The following is a 22,804-nucleotide window of genomic DNA, read 5'->3' as shown; positions in this document are numbered from 1 at the left end:
AGGGACGGTTGAAACATGGGTCAATTCTCAATGGAAATATCAGGCTGTGCCGGGTCAGCTCTCAGTGGAAATCAACACGTGTTGATCGTTTTCAGCACCTCGATCTGGGCGTCTGAAAGGCATGTGTCGCCTTCATCCTTTCCGCTTCCGCAACGAAGGTCTTCCACCTTGAAGGTCGTGTCACAGGCGGCGGTATTCGAGATGAGGCCGTCTTCGACACCGTCGAGCTTGTCGCATGCCCTGGTGACCTCAGAATTGAGCAGCTCGACTTTGGCAGGGCTCAGATAGCCGCCCTTCCGGTAGAAAGCCTTTGCGAGATGATTGCCGGAAAGCTGCAACGCCGAAAAGGGGTTGGCTGGATGGGTAACGATGGCGCCATCGTAGTCGGCTGGCCAGCGCTGGATCGCAATCAGGGATTCATGTCCGCCTTGCGAATTGCCTTGAATATAGATCTTCTGCGGTTTCTTGCCATAATAGTCGGCGACTACCGTCATTGCGACATCGTGGGTCTTCTTGATTTGCAACCCGCCGAAATTGGCCAAGGCCTCATCGTTCAGGAGGAATTTGCCGTCGAGCACCGACGGCGACTGATGGCCGCTGTCGCTGCCGAAGGTAACATAGCCGCGCTGCAGAGGCGTCTGGACCGCGTCAGATCCGAAGGAAACGTTCTTGACCGCTTCGATCAAGGTTCCGTCATAGCCTCCGCCGCCATACTGGATAATCTTGTCGTTCCAGGTCAGCGGCAGATTGATTTGGAAATTGATGTTCGGCGCCTTGGGATCAACGGGTTCGATCCCGCCAAGCACCTTGCAGAAACCATTGCCGGCGGCTTGGTCGCCTTTGACGAGATCGGCGGAATAGACGACGGCCCGACGAGCCGGCTCCCCGATCTTGTCCGGAGAAATCAACATCCCCCGCAGAGCCATGCAATGCGCTTCTTCCGGTGTCGGCATGTCTTGAGCAGCGCAAATCCCTGCGCTCAAGACAAGCACTGCATTCGCCGTGATCAATTGCCAAAGTCTCATTGCATCCTCCTCCTTGCAATTTCGATGCGCTCGCACGGCCGGATTTGTCGCCCCAGCGAATGCCGGTGTTCGCTTTGGAAATTTCGCGCATGCTGCTTCGTTTCGTCACGGAAACCGCCGCGCTTATGGGGCGCGTGGCGAGATCACGGCGAAAACATGCAGCTAGCTGAAGCTTGACGACTCCCCAATCATCCTCTCCACCCGATTGAGTCAGGGAAAAATGCCGGCAACAGAGGAGCGTCACAATGCATTTTTCAAGCAAATAATTGTACTAATCGAACATCGGCAGGGCACCCATCGCCGGCCGCCTCAGCGAAACGCCGTTGCCCTTAAGTCGGTGCCTCTATTTGAGACGCTTTGTCATCGGGGGATAGGGCCTGGACATGCAGCGATCCGACGACGGCAGCGCTGATGTCAACAAGGCGGCGGATTTGATTTCGTTAACACCGCCCGCGTCGCTAACTGCCGCGCCTACAAATGAGGCGCGGCAGGCTTCGATCACTTCTCGGTGGCGATGAGGCCGCGGACGAACCAGCGCTGCATCAGGGCGACCACGAGGAGCGGCGGCAGCATGACGATCAGCGTGCCGGCCATGGCGATATGCCACTCGGGAAGGCCGCCGCCTACATTCGGGATAAGCTGTTTGAGTTCGGTTACCGCGGTTGCATGCGCCGGATCGGTGGTGACCAGCAACGGCCACAGATACTGGTTCCAGGCCCAGAGGAACATGATGGTGCCGAGTGCCGCCATATTGGTGCGCGACAGCGGCAACAGGATGTCGATGAAGAAGCGCAGCGATCCGGCGCCGTCCATGCGCGCGGCCTCGGTCAGTTCGTCCGGTATCGTTAGGAAGAACTGGCGGTAGAGGAACGTACCGGTTGCCGTTGCGACCAGGGGCAGGATCAGGCCGGGATAGGAATTGAGCAGTCCCAGGTTCAGCGACACCTGAATGCCCGTAACCTTCTCGATGAGCCAGCTGATGCCAGTGACGTCGAGGATCGCCTGGTATGGCGACAGCGCATTGGAGACGACCGCGTAGGTCGGCACTGCACGTACTTCCAGCGGCAGCATCAGCGTCACAAAGACCAGCCAGAAGATGACGTTACGGCCGGGAAAACGGAAATAGACCAGCGAAAAGGCGGTGAGTGCCGAAAGGATCACCTTGCCCGCCGCCACGCCGCTGGCGAAGATCAGGCTGTTCAGCAGCTTCGGGCCGAGATCGGCGGTGGTCCAGGCCGTCTTCATGTTGGCCCAGAAATCGGTACCGGGGATCAACGACATCGGCACCTGATTGACGTCGGCCATATTGTGGGAAGCAGCGATCGCCACGATGACAATCGGCGCTGCTGCCACGACAAAGCCGAGGAAGAGGATCACATGGGTGAGAAAATTCAGGATTGGGGTGCGCTCGACCATGTCAGCCTCAACGATAATGAACGCGCCGCTCGATGAAGCGGAACTGGAAAATGGTGAGCACGATGATCAGCAGCATCAGGATGATGCTCTGCGCCGCCGCGCCGGAATAATCGAGGCCTTTGAAGCCGTCGGAAATTATCTTGTAGACCATGAGGTTGGTCGAGTTGTGCGGCCCGCCTGATGTCATGATGTCGACGATACCGAACGAATCCTGGAAACTCTCGGTGATGTTGATGACCAGCAGGAAGAAGATCGTCGGCGTGATCAACGGGAACTGGATATCCCAGAAGCGGCGCAGCACGCTGGAGCCGTCCATGGCAGCCGCTTCGATCAACGAGCGCGGAATGGCCTGGAAGGCGGCAAGGAAAAAGATGAAGCTATAGCCGATATACTTCCACGAGTAGGCGGCGATGATGCAAGCCATCGCGTCGGCGCCGTTGAGGCCCGGGTCCCATATCCCTGGCCACCACTGGTTGACCACGGATATAAGGCCGGCTTCCGGTGCCAGGATGAAGCGGAAGGCCATCGCCGATGCGGGAGCTGCGATGCCGTAGGGCCAGATGAGCACGACGCTGTAGAATTTAGATCCCCGAAGCTGCCGGTCGGTCAGCGCTGCAAGTACCAACGCGACGCCCATGGCGATGCTGGTGCTGATGGCAGCGAAAGTGATGCTGATCGTGACCGAGTTCCAGTAATCGGCACTGGCAAGAATCGATCTGAAATTGTCGAGTCCGACCCAGATATTGCCGCCGCCCCAGGGCTGCTGCAGCGTCAGCGACCAGTAGATCGCCTGGCCGGCCGGCCAATAGAAGAAGGTGAAGATGAGGAGCAGCTGCGGCACTGCGAACAGGATGCCGATACTCCACTTGCTGAACGTCGTACGCTTTTCCATTGCTTCTTCCGGCTTTGGTCTGATGCCATTCTCGATCATGACAAACGTCCGCCGGGGGATCCCGGCGGACGCTATCTGTCGCGGCTTGCGGCTTACGGGAGCTGCTTGCCCTTGTAGGTGGCTTCGAAGCGCTCGAGAACGGCGTCGCTATTCTTGACCAGATTGTCGATGCCTTCCTGGACGCCGACCTTGTTTGCGAAGATCGCCTGCATCTGGTTGCCGAATTCAGCGCGGATCTGCGTGAAGTTGCCGAGACGGATGCCGCGGGTGATCGGTGTCGGCTCAGAGGCGGTCAGGCTGGCGATGGCGACTTCACGGCCCTTGTAGGGAGCCTTGTCATAGAAGCCGGAGGACTTCATGAACTGAAAGCCGGAATTCGTGACCGGGATGTAGCCGGTGTTGGTCGACCAGAACAGAGCGGTCTTGGGGTCGTGGATGAAGTTCAGGAACGCAGCAGCACCCTTGTATTCGTCAGCCGACTTGCCGGAGAGAACCCAGAGCGAAGCGCCGCCGACGAGGGAGTTCTTGCGCTCGGTGCCCGCGTAGACCGGAAGCTCGGCGACATCCCAGCTCATGCCGGCCTTCTGCGTCTTGCCGACCGTGCCGTGGTCGCCGACGGAGGTCATGATCATCTGGCAATCGCCCGATGCAAAGGCCTGAACCATATCCTGGCCGAGATCCTTGGACTTGATCTTGATGAGGCCCTGATCGTACCAGCTCTTGAGGTCGGTGACGTATTTGACGAACGAGGTCTTGTTGACGGTCAGGCGCGCATCGAGGCCGTCATAGCCGTTGTTCTTGGTGGCGATCGGCTGGTTGTGGAGCGCCGAAAACTGCTCCATCAGCTGCCAGCTTTCGTTGCCGGAGATATTGATGGCCATCGGGCAATCATAGCCGGCACCCTTGAGCGCCTTCATGTCTTCGGCGGCTTCTTCCCAGGTCTTCGGAGCGGCAGTCTTGCCGATTTTGGCGAAGGCGTCCTTGTTCCAGTAGAGCAGGGCGGTCGAAGAGTTGAACGGGAAGGAGAGCAGCTCGCCCTTCGACGTTGCGTAGTAGCGGGCGATGCCGGGGAAATAGTCGTTCCAGTCGATCTTGTAGCCATTTTCGGACATCAGCTTGCCGGCGGGATAATAGGCGCCGGAAAGCATCATGGTCGCGGTGCCGGCGTCGTAAACCTGAACGACTGCCGGCTGCTTGCCGGCGCGGAAGGCGGCAATGGTGTTCTGCAGAGTGGCGTCATAGCTGCCCTGGCTGACGCAGGAGACTTCATAGTCCTTCTGCGAGTCATTAAAGTTCTTGCACATCGTATCAACGACGCGCGCCAGGTCGCCCGACAGGCCGTACCAGAACTCGAACTTGGTCGGAGCAGCAGCAGCAGGCAGGGCCAGCGCTAAGCTCATGACACCGGCGGCGGCAGCCGAAATGCAGTTTTTAAGTGTCGACATAATCCTATTTCCCTCTTGAAAGCTTGGAACCGGTGGTCTTGGGCAAGCCCGCGGTAGCGGCGTTATAGACATGCTGTGTGACAGTTTGTTGTGGGTGCGAATCTCCCGCTCCACGGCAGTTTTTCGTCTCTACAAGCGCTTTCGAAGACCTGTTGCGGATGAATCGGAAGGACAAGGCAGTTGGTGCGGCAGGCGTAACTTGATGTTTGTCTAATATTGCTGATCTCGAACGGGATGCACATGCGTCGTCGACCCCATGTCTTGTGGGGATCGTGTGCTATATGATGAAGGAGCTGTTCCTGATCATGGCTATACTTGCCCTGATCATGCTCGGCCCGCTGATATGGGCGATCGGAGAATGTCGATGGCGCTGGCGGGCTTTCCTTGCCGGCTAGCCGTGCCTTGATGCATGATCAGGCGGATAGAAAGACGGAAGCGTTGGGGAGCGAATCTATGGATCAGAGCGAGCGACAGAAGATGGGGGCGGGCGAATGGTATTGCTGCCTCGATCCCGAGCTGGAGGGTCTGCGCGCGGCTGCCCGCAATGCCGTGCATCAGCACAATATGATGCCGCCCGTCCAGCGCGGCAATTTCGGCCCGGCGCTATCGACGCTTTTTGCCGGCGCCGGCGAGGGCGTGTTCATCGAGGCGCCGTTTCACTGCTCCTACGGCATCAATATCTGGCTCGGCCCAAGGGTCTATTTGAATGCCGGCTGCACCATTCTCGACAGCGCAGCGGTGCGCATCGGCGAAGGCAGCATGCTCGGACCGGGCGTCCAGATCTATTGCCCGGAACATCACAGGGATCCAGTGCTACGGCGCACCGGGCTGGAACTCGCGCGGCCGGTCGAGATCGGCAAGGCTGTCTGGATCGGTGGCGGTGCCATCATCCTCGGCGGCGTGACGATCGGCGATGGCGCGATCGTCGGGGCAGGTGCGGTGGTTACCAGGAGCGTGGAGGCGGGCGCAACCGTGGTCGGTAATCCGGCCAAGGCTCTGCCTTCAAAATAGGAAAGCGGGGATTAATTCGCCGGACGGCGGCGTCTCGTCCACCATACGGCAAAGCGTCGGCGCCAGCGACGCACCAGCGGCAGGTCATGCGACAGCACGACGAAGCCAAGCGGCAGCATCCAGAAACCTAGTATGGGTAAGAAGCCGAGCAGTCCGCCGAAAATCAACGCGACGCCGAGGCCGACGCGTGCGAGCCGCGACCGCGGGAGCGGAATGCGGATGGAGCCTATGACAAGCTCGCCTGTGCCGGGGTCTATGCCGAAACGACGGGCCTTTTTGCCCTCGTTGCGACCGCTATTTTCTGTGGTTCCGTCTGGATTGGTCATCCACAGGAGATGGTAAAGCGACAAAATAATACAAGGGAAATGAACTTTTTTGAAAAAATCGCTTGGCAAATCGGGAAAGCATTTGTATTAGCCCACTCACACCGCGCCAAGCGGTATTCCCTGGTAGCTCAGCGGTAGAGCATTCGACTGTTAATCGACAGGTCGCCGGTTCGAATCCGGCCCGGGGAGCCATTTTCAGACTTAGGTGCCTGTTATCTTGATATTTTCGGTAGCAGGCACTTATTTCGCCTCTTTCTCTTCCCGCTTTTAGACTTCCTTTTAGCCTGTGCATAATTGACGTTCGGCCAGATCGGTGACGGCTGATCGCTCCACCATAACAGGAAGAAGCCAGCGGTTTCATCCGCGGTAGCCAACGAACCGCCAACGGTGTAAAGCTCGCGGCATGGCCCTAGACCCACTCAAAGCCCTTTCAGACTATGGTGAAGCGAAATGCACCGTGCAGTTCTGGATTGCCGGCGCTCCTGCCGTTGAATTCAATTCCCTCAAAGCCGCCGTCCGCTATGCAAAAGATCAAGGCGGGCGATGGCAAGAGATCGAGATCACCGTGCATCTGCCCAGGGAAGATATCGTTTACGCGACCGAGAAGGTGCACCGATTAATCGATGCATTGCGGGATCGCCGCCGGAAGTAGATTTCCATATTTCAGAGATCTCCAGATGCAGGTCACATGGGCGAAATAAGCCGCCGGCATCCTCGCCGACGGTGTTGATCTCCGTCATTCCGGCACCTTCGATCTCAGGGGTATAACCGCTCTCGAAAACGTGAGGATACATTCATGTACCGTTAATCCGAATCGGCGCATCAAGGGCGGGCGCAATCGCGCAGCATAATCCCCCAATGCTTTAGAGGTTCGACATGAAAAACCTGATTCTCGCTTCCGCCGTTGCCCTGGCATCCTTCGCCGCCGTCAGCACTCCGTCTCAGGCTGCTCCGATGCATCGTCATCATCATCATGATTGCTTCGTGAAGACGGTGAAGCACAAGGTTCACGGCCATTGGGTCATTCGCAAGGAACGCGTCTGCCGTTAATTCGGCAATCAGCATGTACGCCGGTGGCGCTTACCGGCGGCAAACGAAACCGGCCGCTGTCGATAGGAATTCGACAGCGGCCGGAATGTTTCTAGGGTATTGAGGGAGGTTGCACTCGCGATCGTCGTCCTATCGATCAATCGCTAGCGAAATCCGTCATACCTGTATCCTGGATCACGGGCGGATTTCGAAGATGACGCCGCCGCGGCGTGGACGGTAGTCGCGCCGGTCGTCATCCCAATGGCGGCGACGATCCCAGCGGCGGTCGCGGCGATCTCGGCTCTCTCGCCAATCGCGGCGGTCATGGCGACGCTCACGCCAATACTCCCGCCGTCCGCGATCGTTGTCCAGATAGCGCCGCGATCCACGCTCCTGAATCAGAACGATGCCGGAAGCGCTCGCCGAGGGTGAATTGGTCAACGGCATCGCCGTTGCCGGCACCATGGCGGCCAGCACTGTTCCGACAGTGAGTGACGCGGCCAGGGCAATCGAAGCAAATTTTCTCAAAGCACCAACTCCTTATTTGAATCATATCCCTTTTCGGTGAGTAAACGCTGCGAACGCGGTAATGTTCCACTTTAGGGTTGATATGGTTCCAACGGAAACACGCAATGCGATTGTGGCGCGAGGATTTGCGGCAGCCGGGGAATGGTGCAATCGGCCGCCGCGGCCGGCAGGTTCGGATCAGGCATAGAAAAGGGGCCTGGCAGGGAAAGCCAGGCCCCTCTCTTCTCTGATCGGAGGTCAAGTCAGATCAGGTCAGAAGTTGCGCTCGAAGCGGAGGATACCGGAAACCGTATCGTCCTTGGCATAGTCGTAGTGAACATAGGTCAGTTCCGGCTCGACCAGCAGGTCCTTGACCGGATTGAACTTCAGGTTCGTCGTTGCTTCGAAGATCTTCGAGTCGGTGTAGGCGAGCTGAACGTTCCACTTCAGCTTGTCGTTGAACGGAACGCCAACACCACCCCAAACTGCCCAATCACCCCAGCCGCACTTGGAGGCATTGACGGTGCCGTTCGGCGCCGTGCAAGCGGAGACGTCCTGGTTGGTGCCGGCATACTTGTTCAGCTTGTCGCCGTCCGTATTGTAGCCGCCCATCAAGAAGGCCGAGAAAGCACCGAAGTCGGCATCGACACGAGCCTTGATGGCGCCTTCTTCAACGATCGAGTCATAACCACCGACGACCTTGAAGGACCATGCGCCAGCCTTGTAGCCAGCACCGGCAACGACGTCCGGAGCGTAGTGGTTTTCCTTGTCATCCGTCCACCAGCTTGCGCCATAGGATGCGCCGGAGCCGCTGGAGTTGCTGTCTTCGACCGAGACCACAGCCGTGAAGCCGTTGCCGGCATCATAGTTGTAGGTGATCTGGTTGAGTTCGTACGGGCCGTCATAGATCACGTCGTCGTTGATGACGTCGCCGGCGTAACCGATGTAAAGGTTATAGGCCGAGTCTTTTTTACCGACGGTGAAGCCACCGAGACTGATATACGACCACAGCAGGTTCGTGCTCGTCGAGCCGCCGTCGTTCCAGTCCCAGCGGACAATGGTCTCGGTCTTCAGCGGACCATATTCGGTATCCGTTGCAGTATCGACGTTCAACTCTGCGCGGGTGTGCCAGAGCGTGCCTTGGCTGCTGGCGCGGTTATAGGCATTATACCATTCACCTTCCGTACGGACCTTGCCGCCAACCTTGAGGCAGGTTTCGGTGCCTGGAATGAAGAAGTAGCCTGGACCGTAGGCATCGCAGATGCGAACGTATTCGAGCGGCTCCGGCTCGGCGGCGACGATAGCGTCCGCCGCGTGTGCACCACTTGCTGCTGCCAGCGCGGCAGCGGAGCCAAGAAGAAGGCTCTTGATGTTCATAATAACTCCAATCTGTTCCTGATTGGGCATGAGATATCACGCCAGAAAACGACGTGCCCGACCCCATCCCGTTCATGTTCCCTATCAGTAGGTGCGAAGTAGTAAGCTTCACGAACTATTTGGTGAACCTGCTTCGCTGATTTGGCAAGTTACTAAGATTGACGAACTATATGTACACTACTCGAAAAAAATCTTTGTTGCAAAAATGACGCAAATCACTGGTTTGGCTGGCTTTATAGGCTTTCCGGTGGTTGCGGAGGGGGCGTATCTGTAACCTGAGGAAGGGGTGTGGGAAGGGGATGTCGATGGAATCGGGCAATCTCATGGGTTCAGCGTTGGTGACATCCATTGCGAGCGCCACGAGATTACATGGCTCTGATGTCTCGTCACCCCTTGTCGCCTCAACGACAAGGCTGGATGAGCAGAACCGCCGGCGCGAACGTGAAGCGGGCCAGAGCAATTAAAGCTTCGGATGGAAACAACGCGAAAGGGACGGCGTAGGAGGTCACGGCCCCTTATCCCAGTCAGGAGCGCCAGACCAATTTTCGCCATCGCTGAGAGCTCCGGCGGGCGATAGGTCCCCGACGATGACGGTTGTGTATAGCTCGTTTGGATAGACCCGCGTTCCGATTTGGTAAATCTGAAGCCAGTTATCGGATGGTTCAATTTTCACGGCCTGGCCAACAGTGAACTGAGGTACCTGACTGTCAGTCTCAACAAGGTGGAACGGTTGTTCCGTAACCTTCTTCGCGAAGCCTATAACGTGACGCATAAGAATACTCCTCTTCATCTGCAGGTATCTCAACGTCGTCGTCAGCGTGATTGTTCCGAATTTGATTGCCGCACTGCATTCGTTAGATAACGATACCAAGGCGTTCGCGTCAGCCAAGCAGGCAGCGTCACGGCTCAGCAGCTCCCCGGTACGCGCCTCAAATTTCGCCGACGGGATCAGACATGACGCCGACGTTGCTCCTCATCCAGAAGACGTTACCGGCCAAGGGTAACGGAGCGGCCGACAAGAAGAATCGCCAGCCGCTCCGGCTCGGTCCGAACTCTTCGAATCGCGACTGCGCGGGCGGATGAGCTTTCGCTGATCACCCGCGCTCAGGCGATGGAAACCGCTGGGCTGGCTGATCCTTTCGAGAATTACTTGATGCTGAATACCGGCAGATCAGGGGAGTTGCATGATCTCACTTTTCAAACACATAGACGTCGCCTTCTTCAAGCGCAGCAAGGAATGCTTGTCTGGCCCGTTCGGAATCTATCTTGCCTTCAACGGCATCCAGCATTGCTTGCTTGGCAGCCCTGAACGCCTGTCCGTCTTCCAGCGTCGGCCATTCGTTCAGCATGAATTTCGAGGCGTGCTCGGTGCTACCGATTCCAATTCTCTCGCCGGTCTTACGAGTTTCGACAACAACCGGCTTAGCCCACATTTGATTTTTCATGAGACCAACTCCTCCGCACCAATAACATGTGGGTCGATGGAAAGTTCCGGGATCGCAAGATGGCCTCAGTCGTCCTTCATCGGGATCTTCGCTTCCTTGACCGCAGCAATGAACGCCAGCCGAGCATCCTCGGGAGTGCGCTTACCGCTGATCACGTCGGAGCAGACAGACAAGGCGTGATCCAGCGCGGTCGCCTCCTCAAGCGGCCAATCCTCGATAAGCGCCCAGCTTGCCGCTTGAGTCGTATCGATGGTCACCCACTCTTCCGGTTTCTCGAGAGCGATCGTGACCGCCTTGCTCCATTTTCTGTGTGTCACCGGAAATCCTCGAACTTGTGGATGCTTATCGTTCGTCTCATAGGCCGATTCATTTTGTCTGGCGAGGCGGTTTCGTTCGAGGAGGGCGGGATAGCAAGATACGATCCTCGAGTTGCGACTAGGCACCTCATTCCTCCCCGCAGAGGATCGTGACGACGACGAAAGCCAAAGTTGGACCTTGAAGCAGCGGCAGAGGCAGTATGCCTGAGCAGAAACCAGACCCGTCATACTGATCAGCCCGATCGGCATAACGGCTGGTCGGGCTTTCTTTGAGGAAGGTTCAGTTTGAGAGCCTACCGATTAAGATGCCGGCGAAGACGCCGAGGAGAGCGGTAGTCACGAGAACGGAGCCCGTTGCCGTTGGATTTTCTTTGGCGGCCTTAATGACGTTCTTGCCTTCCGATCGTGCTTGATCGGTTACGCTGGAAACCTTCGCCTTAGCGGATGAAAGGGCTTCATCGGCGCGCTCCGCGGCGACATCAATCCTGTCTGCCAGCTGCGACGAAAGCTTGCTGACCTGGTTGCGAAGGTCTTCGATTTGAGCGTTGATGTCTCTGTCCACCGAGATGTCGGCCATGGTATTCTCCTGATTGGGTGGCGCAAAACTGCCTGCTAAAAACGGCGCCGGCTCGCTTTGGTTCCGATGACGGCCCGGAATTCATTGCCACGGTGCTCAGGGAATGGATTGCAATGGTCGCTGCCAAAACGGCTTACGTCATGCCGGGCAGCCCTGGGAAAACACCTATTGCAAGAGCTTCAACTCGAAGCTCAGACCCAGCATGCGCAAACATCAAACCCGGATCACCCCATTGATGGCAGACCACAACATGAAGCCAGCAAATTTGCCGGCCTAATTATCGCATAACAGCTGATTTCATCATGGGAAATAAATGGAGGCCTCGCCCGGAATCGAACCGGGATGCAAGGATTTGCAGTCCTCTGCGTAACCACTCCGCCACGAGGCCATCCGATTTAGTAAAGGCGAGTGATGGCGGGCGTTTAGAACGAATCTCAGGAGAGTGCAAGACCTATCGAGGCGGATGATTAAATAACTTGTCGATTGGCCTCTGTTGGGGCCTTTTCACGAGCCGGAGGTCGCGGCAAAGCATTTGAGGAAATATTGCTGCTATCAATAAAAAAGAGCGGTCTGATCCGTGTTTCCCGAAAGCCGCTGTTGTTGCGGCGCGACGCATCGTCATGAATCTCTGCGTCTGCCGCAGCAACGCCTTGAAAGCGCAGCTGCACACGATTAAGACACGCAGAGCATAAAAGCAAAACCGGCTTAGCCCTTCGGGCGCGAGAGGATATGATGGATTTCGAAGCAGCACGCGTGAAGATGGTCGAGAACCAGATCCGCACGACGGATGTCACCTCCCATTCCGTGTTGAATGCGTTTCTGACGGTGCCGCGCGAGAATTTCGTGCCGGAGAAGTCGAAGCTCCTGGCCTATATCGACAATGATATCGAGGTCTGTCCGGCGGCTTCCGGTACGCCGGCGCGCTTCCTGATGGAGGCTTCGCCTTTGGCAAAGCTCCTGCAGCTCGGCGCGATCAGCAAGGAAGACAAGGTTCTCGATGTCGGTTGCGGCACGGGTTACGTCTCAGCACTCCTGTCGATCCTGGCCGGCAAGGTTGTAGCGCTCGAATCCGACGAGACACTGGCCGCGACGGCAAAGGCCAATCTCGCAGCACTCGGCCATGACAATGTCACCGTCGTCACCGGCGAGCTGGAAAAGGGCTATGCCGCCAGCGGCGCCTATGATGTCATTTTCGTCGATGGTTCGGTTCAGGAAGTGCCGCAGGCACTGCTCGACCAGCTTGGCGAAGGCGGCCGTTTGATCGTAGTGCTGGGTTATGGCCACGCTGCCTGCGCCACCGTCTTCATGCGCGAGCGCGGCGCCCTTTCGGAAAACGTCTTCTTCAATGCGTCGATCAAGCCGCTGCCGGGCTTTGCCAAGGCCAAGGAATTCGTGTTCTGATCGGCAGTATGGTCGAATGATCCTTTTGAGACGGGCGCTTCAGGCGCCCGTTTTTCGTTGGGCTCTCCAGTAATGAAATTGGCAATCGCACGCGATTCGCGCCGACCGTAACAAAACTGTGCATCAGCGGGCTTAGTGCTTTCGCGGTGATTTTTTTCCCAAGGGTAGTATTCTAGGGTGGCGCTGATTCGGGCGCTCCTTTGACGGGATTCCGGTCGTTGTATCTGGGAAAACGGGGATGAATATGGCTCAGCCAAGTGTAGTGCGTGAACCATCCATGGAAGAGATCCTGGCGTCCATCCGCCGGATTATCGAGAGCAACGAGCCCGGCGCCGCCAACTCCATTTCGCCATCCCTGCCTGCTGTCTACACCACCGCCGACGATGAGCGTGATGACGATATCCACCTGACGGTCGATGAAGAATTCGCCGCCGCTGACCTGGCTTTGGCTAATGTATCGCCGACCACAGCCACGGATCCCGAACCGCGTTTCGTTGCCGCCAATTCGCAGGTGCCGATGCGCGAGCCGGAAGCGCTAGGTCGCACGCTGTCGCTTGCCGATGTCGCCGCGCGTGTCCGCGCCGCTTCCGAGCGCAATGCCGCGCAGCTGAACCCGGGCCGTGAAGCACCGCAGCCGCGCGAGTTGCCGCCGGCCATGGTCGCGCGCCTCGCCGAAGCCCGGGTCGAGCCGCTTGCTGGCGTGCCGCTGCGTAATACCGTCACTGAAGCGCCGGCATCGGCCGTAACCGCGCCGACGGCGGCACTTCTCGCCGAGGCTGCCTTGCATGCAGCAAAGGTCGAAGCGCAAGCCGAACCGGAACAGGCGGAAGAGCGCCCAGCCGCCGTCGCTCACGCAGCCGAACCGGTCGAAACGCCCGTTTTCAATCCGCCGCCACAACAGCCGGCAGCGGCCACCGCTGATCGTTTTCTGCCGCAAGTCCAGGCCGAACTCTCGTCTTCATTGATGTCCGAGGCTGCCGGTGCGCAGGTTGCACGGTCCTTTAGCGAGCTTGCCGCCGCGATCGACGGTAGCGAGCGCCGGTCACTGGATGAGATCGCCGAGGAGATGCTGCGACCGATGCTGCAGGATTGGCTGGACGACAACCTGCCGACGCTGGTTGAACGTCTCGTGCGTGAAGAAATCGAACGAGTGGCCCGCGGCCCGCGCCGCTGACAGCCTGAGCTTCGGGTAGAGGATCCGCCGCTCCGGCTTCCGGGGCGGCTTTTTTATTGACTTGCCCGCGACCATCCTATTTACAACCCGCATCACCGAACCCTAGAGATCCGGTCCTAAAATGCTCGACAAAACCTATGATTCCGCCGCAGTCGAACCGAAGATCGCCCAGAAATGGGATGAGGCCGACGCCTTTCGCGCCGGTGTGAACGCCAAGCCTGGCGCTGAAACCTTCACCATCGTCATCCCGCCGCCGAACGTCACCGGTTCGCTGCACATGGGCCATGCGCTGAACAACGCGCTGCAGGACATCATGGTGCGGTTCGAGCGCATGCGCGGCAGGGATGTGCTGTGGCAGCCGGGCATGGACCATGCCGGCATCGCCACGCAGATGGTGGTCGAGCGGCGTCTTGCCGAAAGGCAGCAGCCTAATCGTCATGTCATGGGTCGCGAGGCCTTTATCGACAAGGTCTGGGAGTGGAAGGAAGAGTCCGGCGGGCTGATCTTCAATCAGCTTAAGCGTCTTGGCGCCTCCTGTGACTGGTCTCGCGAACGCTTCACCATGGACGAGGGCCTGTCGAAAGCCGTTCTTGAAGTCTTCGTCACGCTTTACAAGGAAGGTCTGATCTATCGCGACAAGCGGCTGGTCAACTGGGACCCGAAGATGCTGACGGCGATTTCGGATATCGAAGTCGAGCAGCACGAGATCAACGGCCACCTTTGGCACCTGCGCTACCCGCTGGAAGAAGGCGTCACCTATCAGCATCCGATTGCCTTCGACGAGGAAGGCAAGGCGACGGAGTGGGAAACGCGCGACTATCTGGTCGTTGCCACCACTCGTCCGGAGACGATGCTGGGTGACACCGGCATTGCCGTCAATCCGGACGACGAGCGCTACAAGGCGATCGTCGGCAAGCATGTCATTCTGCCGATCGTCGGCCGCCGCATCCCGATCGTCGCCGACGAATATCCGGATCCGACCGCTGGTACCGGCGCCGTCAAGATGACGCCCGCGCATGATTTCAACGACTTCGATGTCGGCAAGCGCCGGGGTCTGCGCGTCGTCAACATTCTGACGCCGGAAGCCGCCATCACCATCAAGGACAACGAGGATTTCCTCGAAGGTCTGGACAATCCCGCAGCCTTGCACGGCGCCTGGGATGAGCTGGAAGGCACGGATCGTTTCGAAGCGCGCAAGATCATCGTCCGCATCTTCGAAGAGGCCGGCCTGCTCGACAAGATCGAGCCGCATAAGCATATGGTCCCGCATGGCGACCGTGGCGGCGTTCCGATCGAGCCGCGCCTGACCGAGCAATGGTATGTCGATGCCAAGACGCTCGCGGAGCCGGCGATCGCCTCCGTTCGCGAAGGCCGCACCAAGCTCGTTCCGAAGAGCTGGGACAAGACCTACTACGACTGGATGGAAAACATCCAGCCCTGGTGCGTTTCCCGTCAGCTCTGGTGGGGCCATCAGATTCCGGCTTGGTATGGGCCGGACGGTCAGGTCTTCGTCGAAAAGAGCGAGGAAGAAGCGCTGCAGGCAGCGATCCAGCACTATCTGTCGCATGAGGGCCCGATGAAGGCCTATGTCGAGGACCTGCTGGAAAACTTCAAGCCGGGCGAAATCCTGACGCGCGACGAAGACGTGCTCGACACCTGGTTTTCGTCGGCGCTCTGGCCGTTCTCGACGCTCGGCTGGCCGGATGAGACGCCGGAACTGGCACGCTATTATCCGACCAACGTGCTTGTCACCGGCTTTGACATTATCTTCTTCTGGGTCGCCCGCATGATGATGATGGGCCTGCATTTCATGAAGGACGAGAACGGCGATCCGGTCGAGCCCTTCAACACGGTCTATGTTCACGCCCTGGTCCGCGACAAAAACGGGCAGAAGATGTCGAAGTCCAAGGGCAACGTCATCGATCCGCTCGAATTGATCGACCAGTACGGCGCCGATTCCCTGCGTTTCACGCTGGCGATCATGGCCGCCCAGGGCCGCGACGTGAAGCTCGATCCGGCCCGCATCGCCGGCTACCGCAATTTCGGCACCAAGCTGTGGAACGCCACGCGCTTTGCCGAGATGAACGGTGCCAAGAGCGATCCGCATTTCGTGCCGGAAGCAGCCGAGCTCACCATCAATCGATGGATCCTGACCGAACTTGCTCGGACAGAACGTGACGTCACCGAGGCGATTGAAGCCTATCGCTTCAACGATGCCGCCGGCACGCTTTATCGCTTCATCTGGAACCAGTTCTGCGACTGGTATCTTGAACTCCTGAAGCCGATCTTCAGCGGCGATGATGAGAACGCCAAGGCGGAAGCGCAATCCTGCGCAGCTTACGTTCTCGAAGAGACCTACAAGCTGCTGCATCCCTTCATGCCCTTCATGACCGAAGAGCTGTGGGCGCATACGGCAGGTGAGGGTAAGGAACGCGACGGTCTGCTCTGCCACGCCGATTGGCCGGCGCCGTCCTATGCCGACGACGTCGCGGCTGACGAGATCAACTGGCTGATCGACCTGGTTTCGGGCCTGCGCTCCGTTCGCTCGGAAATGAACGTGCCGCCGGCTGCTACCGCGCCGCTGGTGATCGTCGGCGCCAACAGCCTCACCCGGGAACGTCTGTTCCGCCATGATGCGGCGATCAAGCGGCTGGCCCGCGTCGAGGAAATATCGCTTTCCGATACCGCGCCAAAGGGTGCGGCGCAGATCGTCGTCGGCGAAGCGACCGCCTGCCTGCCGCTCGGCAGTCTGATCGATCTGTCCGTCGAGAAGGCTCGTCTGGAGAAGGGGATCGCCAAGAACGAGCAGGAAATGGCCCGCATCGTCGGCAAGCTGTCGAACGAGAAGTTCGTCGCTAATGCCAATCCGGATGTGGTTGCCGCCGAGCGCGAGCGTCTGGATGAACTCCAGGGGCAGCTTGCTAGCCTGAAGGTCGCTCTCGCAAGGGTTAGCGAAGCCGGCTGAAATCACAAATAATCCAAATAAAAGGGGCACGCGGACGAAGGTCGCGTGCCCTTTTTTATTGCGCCATCGATTCGACGGAATCATCAAAACAGCCGATCTCGCCGATCGCCAGCTTCGCACAGGTAAAAACAATTACCCCTAAATCGATAGCTTTCTCGAAAAGCGAAACTGTTGTCAGATTGTAACAGAATTGTTTCAGTAGAGAATATTAATCTATGTGGGGCATAAAATGTTTTTGAAGAAGAAAAAAATATCTAACGCGAACCGTAATGGAGCATGTAGCTCATTTTCTTACGTAAATCAGTCACTATGTCGCGAGCTTTTGGAGGATCAGCGGTGCATTGCCAATTCGGATGATCGTCGCAACAATCAGACACATAGATGCACAAGTGGGGGAGACACAATGGCATTTCGTATTGCGTTGAAGGGTGCGTTCGCACTCGTTATCACATCGTCGTTTGCAAGCGCCGCATTCGCGGGTGGGCTTGATCGCGGCGGTTACGATATCGATCTGCTCTTCGACAAGGGTCGTTACGCTTTCGAGTCCGGTGTGACTTATGTCATGCCCGGTCGCAAGTTCAAGAATGCCAAGGATACCATTGCGGCTGACGGCAATCTCAACGGGCGCAGTAGTTCCACCGATGTCACCGAGAACTATGCCATCCCGTATATCGGCTTCAAGATCGGCATCACCGATGACCTCGATTGCATGGCTGACTATTCCGAACCGTTCGGCGGTCATAGCAATCCGGGCCTGAACTGGGCCGGTGCCAACAATGAAATCGAGACCAAGCTGCGCACGCATAATTATGCGGCGACATGCTCCTACAAGTTCGATGCCGGTCCGGGTCAACTGCGTTTGATCGGCGGCGGTTTCTACCAGGAGGTCACCGGCTACAAGTCCCGCCTGGTCTCGGCCATTCCCGCTCCGCTTTCCGCCGTCTATGACGGTGTCGGTTCGCTGGACGTCGACGGCCACGGTTGGGGCTGGCGCGCTGGTCTTGCCTATGAGATCGAGGAATATGCTTTCCGTACCAGCCTCGTCTATAACAGCCGCGTCAGGTACGACAACCTCAAGGGCACGGTCGATCTGACGGAGCTGCCGCCGATCCGTGCATTCTTCGGCAAGACTACGTCCGTCTTCGGCTCGGCCGATGCGCCGGATTCGCTGGAATGGAAAGTGCAGACCGGTATCGCTCCGGACTGGCTGGCCTTCGGGTCGGTCAAGTGGACCAACTGGAGCCTTCTGCAGAGCATCGCGCTTTGCCCGACCTCCACGCGCGGCATTTCCTGCCGTCCGGGTGGCGCGACCGAACTCACCTCGCTTGACCTGCTCTATCGCGACGGCTGGACGATTTCCGGTGGTATCGGGCATAAGTTCAATGACAAATGGAGCGGCGCGCTCAGCTTGACTTGGGATCGCGGCACCAGCCAGGGTTACGGTATGAACTCCGATACCTGGACGCTCGGAGCCGGCGTCAACTACAAGGCAACCGAACATGTCCAGTTCACCTTCGGCGGCGCGCTTGGCTTGCTGACCAGCGGCAAATCCGGCCAGGTCAAGTATAACGGACTTACCTTCGGCAATGACGTCAACTACAGCTACGGCAACGACCTCGTAGCCGCTCTGTCGACGTCGATGAAGGTGAGCTTCTGATCCTAACCGATTGAACTGAAGTAAGTTTCAAGAGCTTATTATCGTTACTTCAGGTGATTCCCGCGCCGCGAGTCCTTTTTGGTCTCGCGGCGTTTCCATATGAAGTTCAGCGCAAAGTCATTTGTAGATGTGACACACAAAACAGTCCCGCATATCGGCTTCATGGTTAACAAACCTGCAAGATCTGCAATCTCTTTGTGATGAATCCGCAACACTCTATTTCAACAGCTTACGAGCGCATGTCCGATGCCTAAATTGTCCATTTCCCGCCACAAATGGGGAGCAGCGATTATACGGGCACAGGGGCAAGCCTCGTAGAGAGTGTGTAAACGGTTGATGGGTCAGTTTTCACTTCGGCAGAATGAGCAATCCGCGATCGGAACGTTGACGTTTTCGATGCGCCCGGAATGGCTTTATTTCTCGGGGGAATCCGAAAATCATTCGTTCTCAAGCCTCTCTTTTGGAGCAGTGGAATGGCGTGCTGTTTCGGCAGCGACGTGCGAACGCAGCGGCAAGAATGCTCGTTTGGACATAATTTCGAATTATGCTCGCAAATGTGGCAAACGGCATTTGGCCGATGTCGCGCGAACCTCCTTGACGGGAGGCTTCGCTGGTTCGCGCGCTGGTAGGGAATACATTCGCAGACCTTGCGGCGCAGATGGGGTTGCCGTGACGAATGCGGATGGAGCGAGAGAAGTCGACTGTTATGTTTAAGTCCGAGTTCATATCAGCGAGAGTAATGTTACTCAGCCTGTCGCTTGCCACCTTCGTGGTCCTGACAGGCCAGTGCCGGGCATTCGATATCAATGCCGGCGTCACCAAGGAATCCGGTCCTTTCGATCTCTTCAAATTCGGCTTTCGCGCCTACAAGAACGGCCAGAAGGAAGAGGCCGTCGAAGCCTATCGTTACGCAGCCGAGAAAGGCCATACCGGTTCGCGCTGGGCGCTGGCCAATATGTATGCCGATGGCGATGGCGTGACGCAGGATGATTTCGAGGCCTTTAAGATCTATAGCGAGATCGCCCAGCAGGGTGTGGAGCCCGGCTCCGAAGATACCGGTTTCTTCATCAATGCGCTGCTTGCGCTCGCCAATTATTACAAGACCGGCATTCAGAACAGCCCGGTCAAGACCGATCTCAATCAGGCGCGTCAGCTCTATTTCCAGGTTGCCTCGACCTTCGGCGTTCCCGAAGCGCAGTTCCAGCTCGCGCAGATGATGCTGTCGGGCGAGGGCGGTTCGCCCAACGTGCAGCAGGCCAAGAAGTGGCTGAATCAGGCCCGCAAGAGCGGCCATCCCGGCGCCATGGCCGTTTTTGGCAATGTTCTATTCCAGGAAGGCCAGACCGTCCGCGGCCTCGCCTTCATGACGGCGGCACTCGACAAGTGCAAGCCGAAGGACTGCGGCTGGATGGAAGACCTGCAGGAGCAGGCCTTCTCGGTCGCGAATGAGAACGACCGCCGTGTTGCCGTCTCCATGTCGCATCAACTGGATGTCGCCGGCGCCGAGTAAAGGTCTTTAAATCAGACCGATTGTCGCCGGGCGCGCGATGTTGACCCTGCGCTAATTCTGAAAATCGAGATGCGCGATCACCGGAACGTGGTCCGACGGCTTTTCCCAGGCGCGCACATGTTTCTCGATGGCCGTGGAGGTCAGGCGATCGGCCGCTTCCGGCGACAGCATCAAGTGATCGATGCGGATGCCGTTGTTCTTCGGCCATGCGCCGGCCTGATAATCCCAGAACGAATATAATTTGACCGCATCCGTCGTGGCACGCACCGCATCGGTAAAGCCGAGATGTTCGAGCTGGCGGAATGCCTGGCGGGTCTTCGGCAGGAACAGCGCGTCATTCTCCCAGACCTTCGGATCGAAGCAGTCATGCGGCTCCGGGATGACATTATAGTCGCCGGCAAGGATGATCGGCTCTTCCAGGGCAAGCCTGTCGGCCGCGAATTTCCGCAGGCGTTCCATCCAGGCGAGCTTGTAGGGATATTTTTCCGTGTCGATGGGATTGCCGTTCGGCAGGTAAAGGCAGCAGACACGCAAAGCGCCATGGTCCGGCACGGAGAACACCGCTTCGATGAAGCGGGCCTGTTCGTCGCTGTCGTCGCCAGGCAGGCCACGCGTCACTTCGTCGGGCTTCGTCTTGGAGAGGATCGCGACGCCGTTGAAACCCTTTTGCCCATGCGTCTCGACGTGATAGCCGAGCGCCTCGATCTCCAGGCGCGGAAAGCCTTCGTCGACCGTCTTGATCTCCTGCAGGCAGGCAATATCGGGATCGGAGTCCTTCAGCCATTGGCAGAGGTTTTCGATACGCGCTTTGACGCCGTTGATGTTCCAGGTGGCGATCTTCATGACGGGCGGCTCCTCTGCTTCGCCTTCTTTTATCTGCGGCAATCGGCCTTGACCACGTCGAAATGAAAACCGGCCGGGAGCGAGGGCTTCCGGCCGGCGATCAATCTGTGGAAAAGCGGGAGCGTCAGATCGAAAAACTTGTTCCGCATCCGCAGCTTGCGACCGCATTCGGATTCTTTATCTGAAAGGACTGGCCGAGCAGGTTGTCGACGAAATCGATCTCGGAGCCGGCCATATAGACCAGCGACAATTGGTCGATCAACACGGTGGCATTGCCTTTTTCGACAATGATATCATCGTCTTGCGGGCCTTCGGCCAGATCGAACTTATAAGAGAAGCCCGAACAGCCGCCGCCTTCGACAGCAACGCGAAGCGCCCGCTTGCCCGCCTCGGCGCTGACGATCGCGGCGATTCGCTTTGCCGCTGCGTCCGATAGGGTTACACTCGTCTCAGTCATGCTTTCCTCCTGCCGGGGTCAAGATCCGGAGAGAACCAATGGGCCGTTCCACTTTCAAACGGCTGATATCAATAGCCTTTATCATGAAAGTGGGGCGGGTGACAGCTATGGTTTTACGGTTGAGCCATGCACCATTTTGCTGTTTGTGTTCGGTATAGGTATGAAGGCGACGAAGCGGCGTCAATGGGCTGATGCCGGAATGGATGGATGATGACGATCGACAGGCATGCATTGGGTTTCGGTTATGGCGAGAAGGCGGTCTATGCGAGCGATCCCTGGACATCGCGCGGACGACTCTACGATGAGGGATCGAGCCCGACGCGCTCCGATTTCCAGCGCGACCGCGACCGCATCGTGCACACGACCGCTTTTCGGCGGTTGAAGCATAAGACGCAGGTTTTCATCGCGCAGGACGGCGATCATTACCGCACACGCCTGACGCATACGATCGAAGTGGCGCAGGTCGCCCGTGCCTTGGCGCGCGCCTTGAAGCTCGACGAGGATCTGGCCGAAGGCGTGGCGCTCGTGCACGACTTCGGCCACACTCCGTTCGGTCATACCGGCGAGGATGCTCTGCACGAGATGCTGCTTCCCTATGGCGGTTTCGACCATAATGCGCAGTCCTTGCGCATCGTGACGAAACTCGAGCGACGCTATGCCGAATTCGATGGCTTGAACCTCACCTGGGAAACGTTGGAGGGGCTGGTCAAGCACAATGGCCCGCTGCTGACGCCGGATGGCAAGGATACGCGTGGCCCGGTACCGCAGCCGATCCTCGACTATTGCGAAATCCACGATCTGGAGATTGCCACCTATGCCAGCCTGGAAGCGCAGGTCGCGGCGATCGCCGACGATATCGCCTACAACACCCATGACATCGACGATGGCCTGCGCTCGGGCTATCTGACCTTCGACATGCTGGAAGAGATACCGTTTCTCTCGGAGTTGATGGCCGAGGTGAGGGCACGCTATCCGCATCTGGAGGCGAGCCGCTTCACGCATGAGATCATGCGCCGCCAGATCACGCGCATGGTGGAGGACGTCATCTCCGTTGCCCAGCAGGCGCTGAGCGAGGTCAGACCGGGCAGCGTTGCCGATATCCGCGCTGCCGGTCGCGTCATTGCCACCTTTTCTCCCGAAATGGCGGAGACGGACAGACTGATCAAGCAGATGCTCTTCAAGCGCATCTACCGCCATCCGGATATCATGCGTATCCGCACCGGCGCCGCGCAGATCGTCACCGATCTGTTCCGTGCCTATATGGACAATCCCAAGGAGATGCAGAGCCATTATTGGGTTGACCATATCGCCGGCCTTGCCGTCGCCGCCAAGGCGCGCCATGTGGGGGACTATCTGGCCGGCATGACCGATACCTATGCCATCAGCGCCCACAGGCGTCTGTTTGACCAGACTCCCGATTTGCGGTAGGC

At 58.0% G+C, this 22,804-nt stretch carries 21 protein-coding genes, 2 tRNA genes and 1 pseudogene; 11 read left to right on the top strand and 13 right to left on the bottom strand.

The window, feature by feature from the left end:
* Positions 1–71: 71 nt before the first annotated feature.
* From AB6803_RS07815 to AB6803_RS07800, 4 genes are all read right to left on the bottom strand, one after another.
* On the bottom strand, positions 72–1,025 hold the full coding sequence (locus AB6803_RS07815) for a tannase/feruloyl esterase family alpha/beta hydrolase (protein WP_371108320.1): 954 nt from the start codon (positions 1,023–1,025) through the stop codon (positions 72–74).
* Between the two features lie 498 nt (positions 1,026–1,523).
* Positions 1,524–2,441 (bottom strand): ABC transporter permease subunit, encoded by a 918-nt coding sequence (locus AB6803_RS07810; protein WP_371108319.1) that lies wholly within the window; start codon positions 2,439–2,441, stop codon positions 1,524–1,526.
* 7 nt (positions 2,442–2,448) lie between these two features.
* Positions 2,449–3,333, bottom strand: a complete 885-nt coding sequence (locus tag AB6803_RS07805; protein WP_371108318.1) for a carbohydrate ABC transporter permease — start codon at positions 3,331–3,333, stop codon at positions 2,449–2,451.
* Between the two features lie 92 nt (positions 3,334–3,425).
* Complete coding sequence (locus tag AB6803_RS07800) at positions 3,426–4,778, bottom strand: extracellular solute-binding protein (RefSeq protein WP_371108317.1); 1,353 nt, start codon at positions 4,776–4,778, stop codon at positions 3,426–3,428.
* Between the two features lie 453 nt (positions 4,779–5,231).
* On the opposite strand from AB6803_RS07800, the gene AB6803_RS07795 reads away from it, so the two are divergent.
* Complete coding sequence (locus AB6803_RS07795; RefSeq protein ID WP_371108316.1) at positions 5,232–5,789, top strand: sugar O-acetyltransferase; 558 nt, start codon at positions 5,232–5,234, stop codon at positions 5,787–5,789.
* A gap of 11 nt (positions 5,790–5,800) precedes the next feature.
* On the opposite strand, the gene AB6803_RS07790 is transcribed toward AB6803_RS07795, so the two are convergent.
* Positions 5,801–6,115 carry a hypothetical protein gene (locus AB6803_RS07790; RefSeq protein WP_371108315.1) on the bottom strand — a complete coding sequence of 105 codons (315 nt, stop codon included), beginning with the start codon at positions 6,113–6,115 and terminating at the stop codon, positions 5,801–5,803.
* Between the two features lie 117 nt (positions 6,116–6,232).
* On the opposite strand from AB6803_RS07790, the gene AB6803_RS07785 reads away from it, so the two are divergent.
* From AB6803_RS07785 to AB6803_RS07775, 3 genes are all read left to right on the top strand, one after another.
* Positions 6,233–6,307 (top strand) — tRNA-Asn (locus AB6803_RS07785).
* 211 nt (positions 6,308–6,518) lie between these two features.
* The gene (locus AB6803_RS07780; protein WP_371108314.1) at positions 6,519–6,767 is read left to right on the top strand and encodes a hypothetical protein; all 249 of its coding nucleotides are present in this window, start codon (positions 6,519–6,521) and stop codon (positions 6,765–6,767) included.
* A gap of 224 nt (positions 6,768–6,991) precedes the next feature.
* A complete protein-coding gene (locus AB6803_RS07775) occupies positions 6,992–7,165 on the top strand; it encodes a hypothetical protein (RefSeq protein WP_371108313.1) in 174 nt (57 codons plus the stop codon).
* A gap of 174 nt (positions 7,166–7,339) precedes the next feature.
* On the opposite strand, the gene AB6803_RS07770 is transcribed toward AB6803_RS07775, so the two are convergent.
* The 5 genes from AB6803_RS07770 to AB6803_RS07750 all read right to left on the bottom strand — a co-directional run bounded on the left by AB6803_RS07770 (position 7,340) and on the right by AB6803_RS07750 (position 11,367).
* Positions 7,340–7,672 carry a hypothetical protein gene (locus AB6803_RS07770; protein ID WP_371108312.1) on the bottom strand — a complete coding sequence of 111 codons (333 nt, stop codon included), beginning with the start codon at positions 7,670–7,672 and terminating at the stop codon, positions 7,340–7,342.
* 252 nt (positions 7,673–7,924) lie between these two features.
* Complete coding sequence (locus tag AB6803_RS07765; protein WP_371108311.1) at positions 7,925–9,028, bottom strand: porin; 1,104 nt, start codon at positions 9,026–9,028, stop codon at positions 7,925–7,927.
* 1,190 nt (positions 9,029–10,218) lie between these two features.
* Positions 10,219–10,473, bottom strand: a complete 255-nt coding sequence (locus AB6803_RS07760) for a DUF982 domain-containing protein (protein ID WP_371108310.1) — start codon at positions 10,471–10,473, stop codon at positions 10,219–10,221.
* A gap of 65 nt (positions 10,474–10,538) precedes the next feature.
* Complete coding sequence (locus AB6803_RS07755; RefSeq protein ID WP_371108309.1) at positions 10,539–10,790, bottom strand: DUF982 domain-containing protein; 252 nt, start codon at positions 10,788–10,790, stop codon at positions 10,539–10,541.
* A gap of 280 nt (positions 10,791–11,070) precedes the next feature.
* Positions 11,071–11,367, bottom strand: coding sequence for a hypothetical protein (locus AB6803_RS07750; RefSeq protein ID WP_371108308.1), 297 nt, complete (start codon positions 11,365–11,367; stop codon positions 11,071–11,073).
* A gap of 62 nt (positions 11,368–11,429) precedes the next feature.
* On the opposite strand from AB6803_RS07750, the pseudogene AB6803_RS07745 reads away from it, so the two are divergent.
* A pseudogene (locus tag AB6803_RS07745) lies at positions 11,430–11,572 on the top strand (IS3 family transposase); the annotation flags it as partial.
* 109 nt (positions 11,573–11,681) lie between these two features.
* Here the strand turns inward: AB6803_RS07745 and AB6803_RS07740 are convergent.
* Positions 11,682–11,755 (bottom strand) — tRNA-Cys (locus tag AB6803_RS07740).
* Between the two features lie 341 nt (positions 11,756–12,096).
* Here AB6803_RS07740 and AB6803_RS07735 point away from each other — a divergent pair.
* The 5 genes from AB6803_RS07735 (at position 12,097) to exoR (ending at position 20,074) form a co-directional block, all read left to right on the top strand.
* Positions 12,097–12,768, top strand: coding sequence for a protein-L-isoaspartate O-methyltransferase (locus tag AB6803_RS07735; protein WP_371108307.1), 672 nt, complete (start codon positions 12,097–12,099; stop codon positions 12,766–12,768).
* A gap of 244 nt (positions 12,769–13,012) precedes the next feature.
* Positions 13,013–13,942, top strand: coding sequence for a DUF2497 domain-containing protein (locus tag AB6803_RS07730; RefSeq protein WP_371108306.1), 930 nt, complete (start codon positions 13,013–13,015; stop codon positions 13,940–13,942).
* A gap of 121 nt (positions 13,943–14,063) precedes the next feature.
* Positions 14,064–16,907, top strand: a complete 2,844-nt coding sequence (locus tag AB6803_RS07725) for a valine--tRNA ligase (RefSeq protein ID WP_371108305.1) — start codon at positions 14,064–14,066, stop codon at positions 16,905–16,907.
* Between the two features lie 403 nt (positions 16,908–17,310).
* On the top strand, positions 17,311–18,564 hold the full coding sequence (locus AB6803_RS07720) for an OmpP1/FadL family transporter (protein WP_371108304.1): 1,254 nt from the start codon (positions 17,311–17,313) through the stop codon (positions 18,562–18,564).
* Between the two features lie 706 nt (positions 18,565–19,270).
* Entirely contained in the window at positions 19,271–20,074 is an 804-nt protein-coding gene (gene exoR / locus AB6803_RS07715) for an exopolysaccharide production regulator ExoR (RefSeq protein WP_371108303.1), read from the top strand.
* A gap of 51 nt (positions 20,075–20,125) precedes the next feature.
* On the opposite strand, the gene xth is transcribed toward exoR, so the two are convergent.
* Both xth and erpA read right to left on the bottom strand, forming a co-directional pair.
* Positions 20,126–20,917, bottom strand: a complete 792-nt coding sequence (gene xth, locus AB6803_RS07710) for an exodeoxyribonuclease III (RefSeq protein WP_371108302.1) — start codon at positions 20,915–20,917, stop codon at positions 20,126–20,128.
* A gap of 124 nt (positions 20,918–21,041) precedes the next feature.
* On the bottom strand, positions 21,042–21,374 hold the full coding sequence (erpA, locus tag AB6803_RS07705; protein WP_007690938.1) for an iron-sulfur cluster insertion protein ErpA: 333 nt from the start codon (positions 21,372–21,374) through the stop codon (positions 21,042–21,044).
* Positions 21,375–21,584: 210 nt separating this feature from the next.
* On the opposite strand from erpA, the gene AB6803_RS07700 reads away from it, so the two are divergent.
* A complete protein-coding gene (locus tag AB6803_RS07700; protein ID WP_371108351.1) occupies positions 21,585–22,802 on the top strand; it encodes a deoxyguanosinetriphosphate triphosphohydrolase in 1,218 nt (405 codons plus the stop codon).
* Positions 22,803–22,804: the final 2 nt, after the last annotated feature.

The organism is Rhizobium sp. RCC_161_2, assembly GCF_041355235.1.
In the GTDB taxonomy this organism is placed as follows: domain Bacteria; phylum Pseudomonadota; class Alphaproteobacteria; order Rhizobiales; family Rhizobiaceae; genus Rhizobium.
The sequence above is the reverse complement of the archived record's forward strand: the minus strand, read 5'-3'. Positions and strand labels throughout refer to the sequence as shown.

Coding starts and splice junctions, on each gene's coding strand:
- AB6803_RS07700 (WP_371108351.1), top strand. CDS start 21,585: ATGACGATCGACAGGCATGCATTGGGTTTCGGTTATGGCGAGAAGGCG.
- AB6803_RS07750 (WP_371108308.1), bottom strand. CDS start 11,367: ATGGCCGACATCTCGGTGGACAGAGACATCAACGCTCAAATCGAAGAC.
- exoR (WP_371108303.1), top strand. CDS start 19,271: ATGTTTAAGTCCGAGTTCATATCAGCGAGAGTAATGTTACTCAGCCTG.
- AB6803_RS07735 (WP_371108307.1), top strand. CDS start 12,097: ATGATGGATTTCGAAGCAGCACGCGTGAAGATGGTCGAGAACCAGATC.
- AB6803_RS07815 (WP_371108320.1), bottom strand. CDS start 1,025: ATGAGACTTTGGCAATTGATCACGGCGAATGCAGTGCTTGTCTTGAGC.
- AB6803_RS07725 (WP_371108305.1), top strand. CDS start 14,064: ATGCTCGACAAAACCTATGATTCCGCCGCAGTCGAACCGAAGATCGCC.
- xth (WP_371108302.1), bottom strand. CDS start 20,917: ATGAAGATCGCCACCTGGAACATCAACGGCGTCAAAGCGCGTATCGAA.
- AB6803_RS07795 (WP_371108316.1), top strand. CDS start 5,232: ATGGATCAGAGCGAGCGACAGAAGATGGGGGCGGGCGAATGGTATTGC.
- AB6803_RS07800 (WP_371108317.1), bottom strand. CDS start 4,778: ATGTCGACACTTAAAAACTGCATTTCGGCTGCCGCCGCCGGTGTCATG.
- AB6803_RS07780 (WP_371108314.1), top strand. CDS start 6,519: ATGGCCCTAGACCCACTCAAAGCCCTTTCAGACTATGGTGAAGCGAAA.
- AB6803_RS07805 (WP_371108318.1), bottom strand. CDS start 3,333: ATGGAAAAGCGTACGACGTTCAGCAAGTGGAGTATCGGCATCCTGTTC.
- AB6803_RS07760 (WP_371108310.1), bottom strand. CDS start 10,473: ATGAAAAATCAAATGTGGGCTAAGCCGGTTGTTGTCGAAACTCGTAAG.
- AB6803_RS07810 (WP_371108319.1), bottom strand. CDS start 2,441: ATGGTCGAGCGCACCCCAATCCTGAATTTTCTCACCCATGTGATCCTC.
- AB6803_RS07790 (WP_371108315.1), bottom strand. CDS start 6,115: ATGACCAATCCAGACGGAACCACAGAAAATAGCGGTCGCAACGAGGGC.
- AB6803_RS07730 (WP_371108306.1), top strand. CDS start 13,013: ATGGCTCAGCCAAGTGTAGTGCGTGAACCATCCATGGAAGAGATCCTG.
- erpA (WP_007690938.1), bottom strand. CDS start 21,374: ATGACTGAGACGAGTGTAACCCTATCGGACGCAGCGGCAAAGCGAATC.
- AB6803_RS07775 (WP_371108313.1), top strand. CDS start 6,992: ATGAAAAACCTGATTCTCGCTTCCGCCGTTGCCCTGGCATCCTTCGCC.
- AB6803_RS07720 (WP_371108304.1), top strand. CDS start 17,311: ATGGCATTTCGTATTGCGTTGAAGGGTGCGTTCGCACTCGTTATCACA.
- AB6803_RS07765 (WP_371108311.1), bottom strand. CDS start 9,028: ATGAACATCAAGAGCCTTCTTCTTGGCTCCGCTGCCGCGCTGGCAGCA.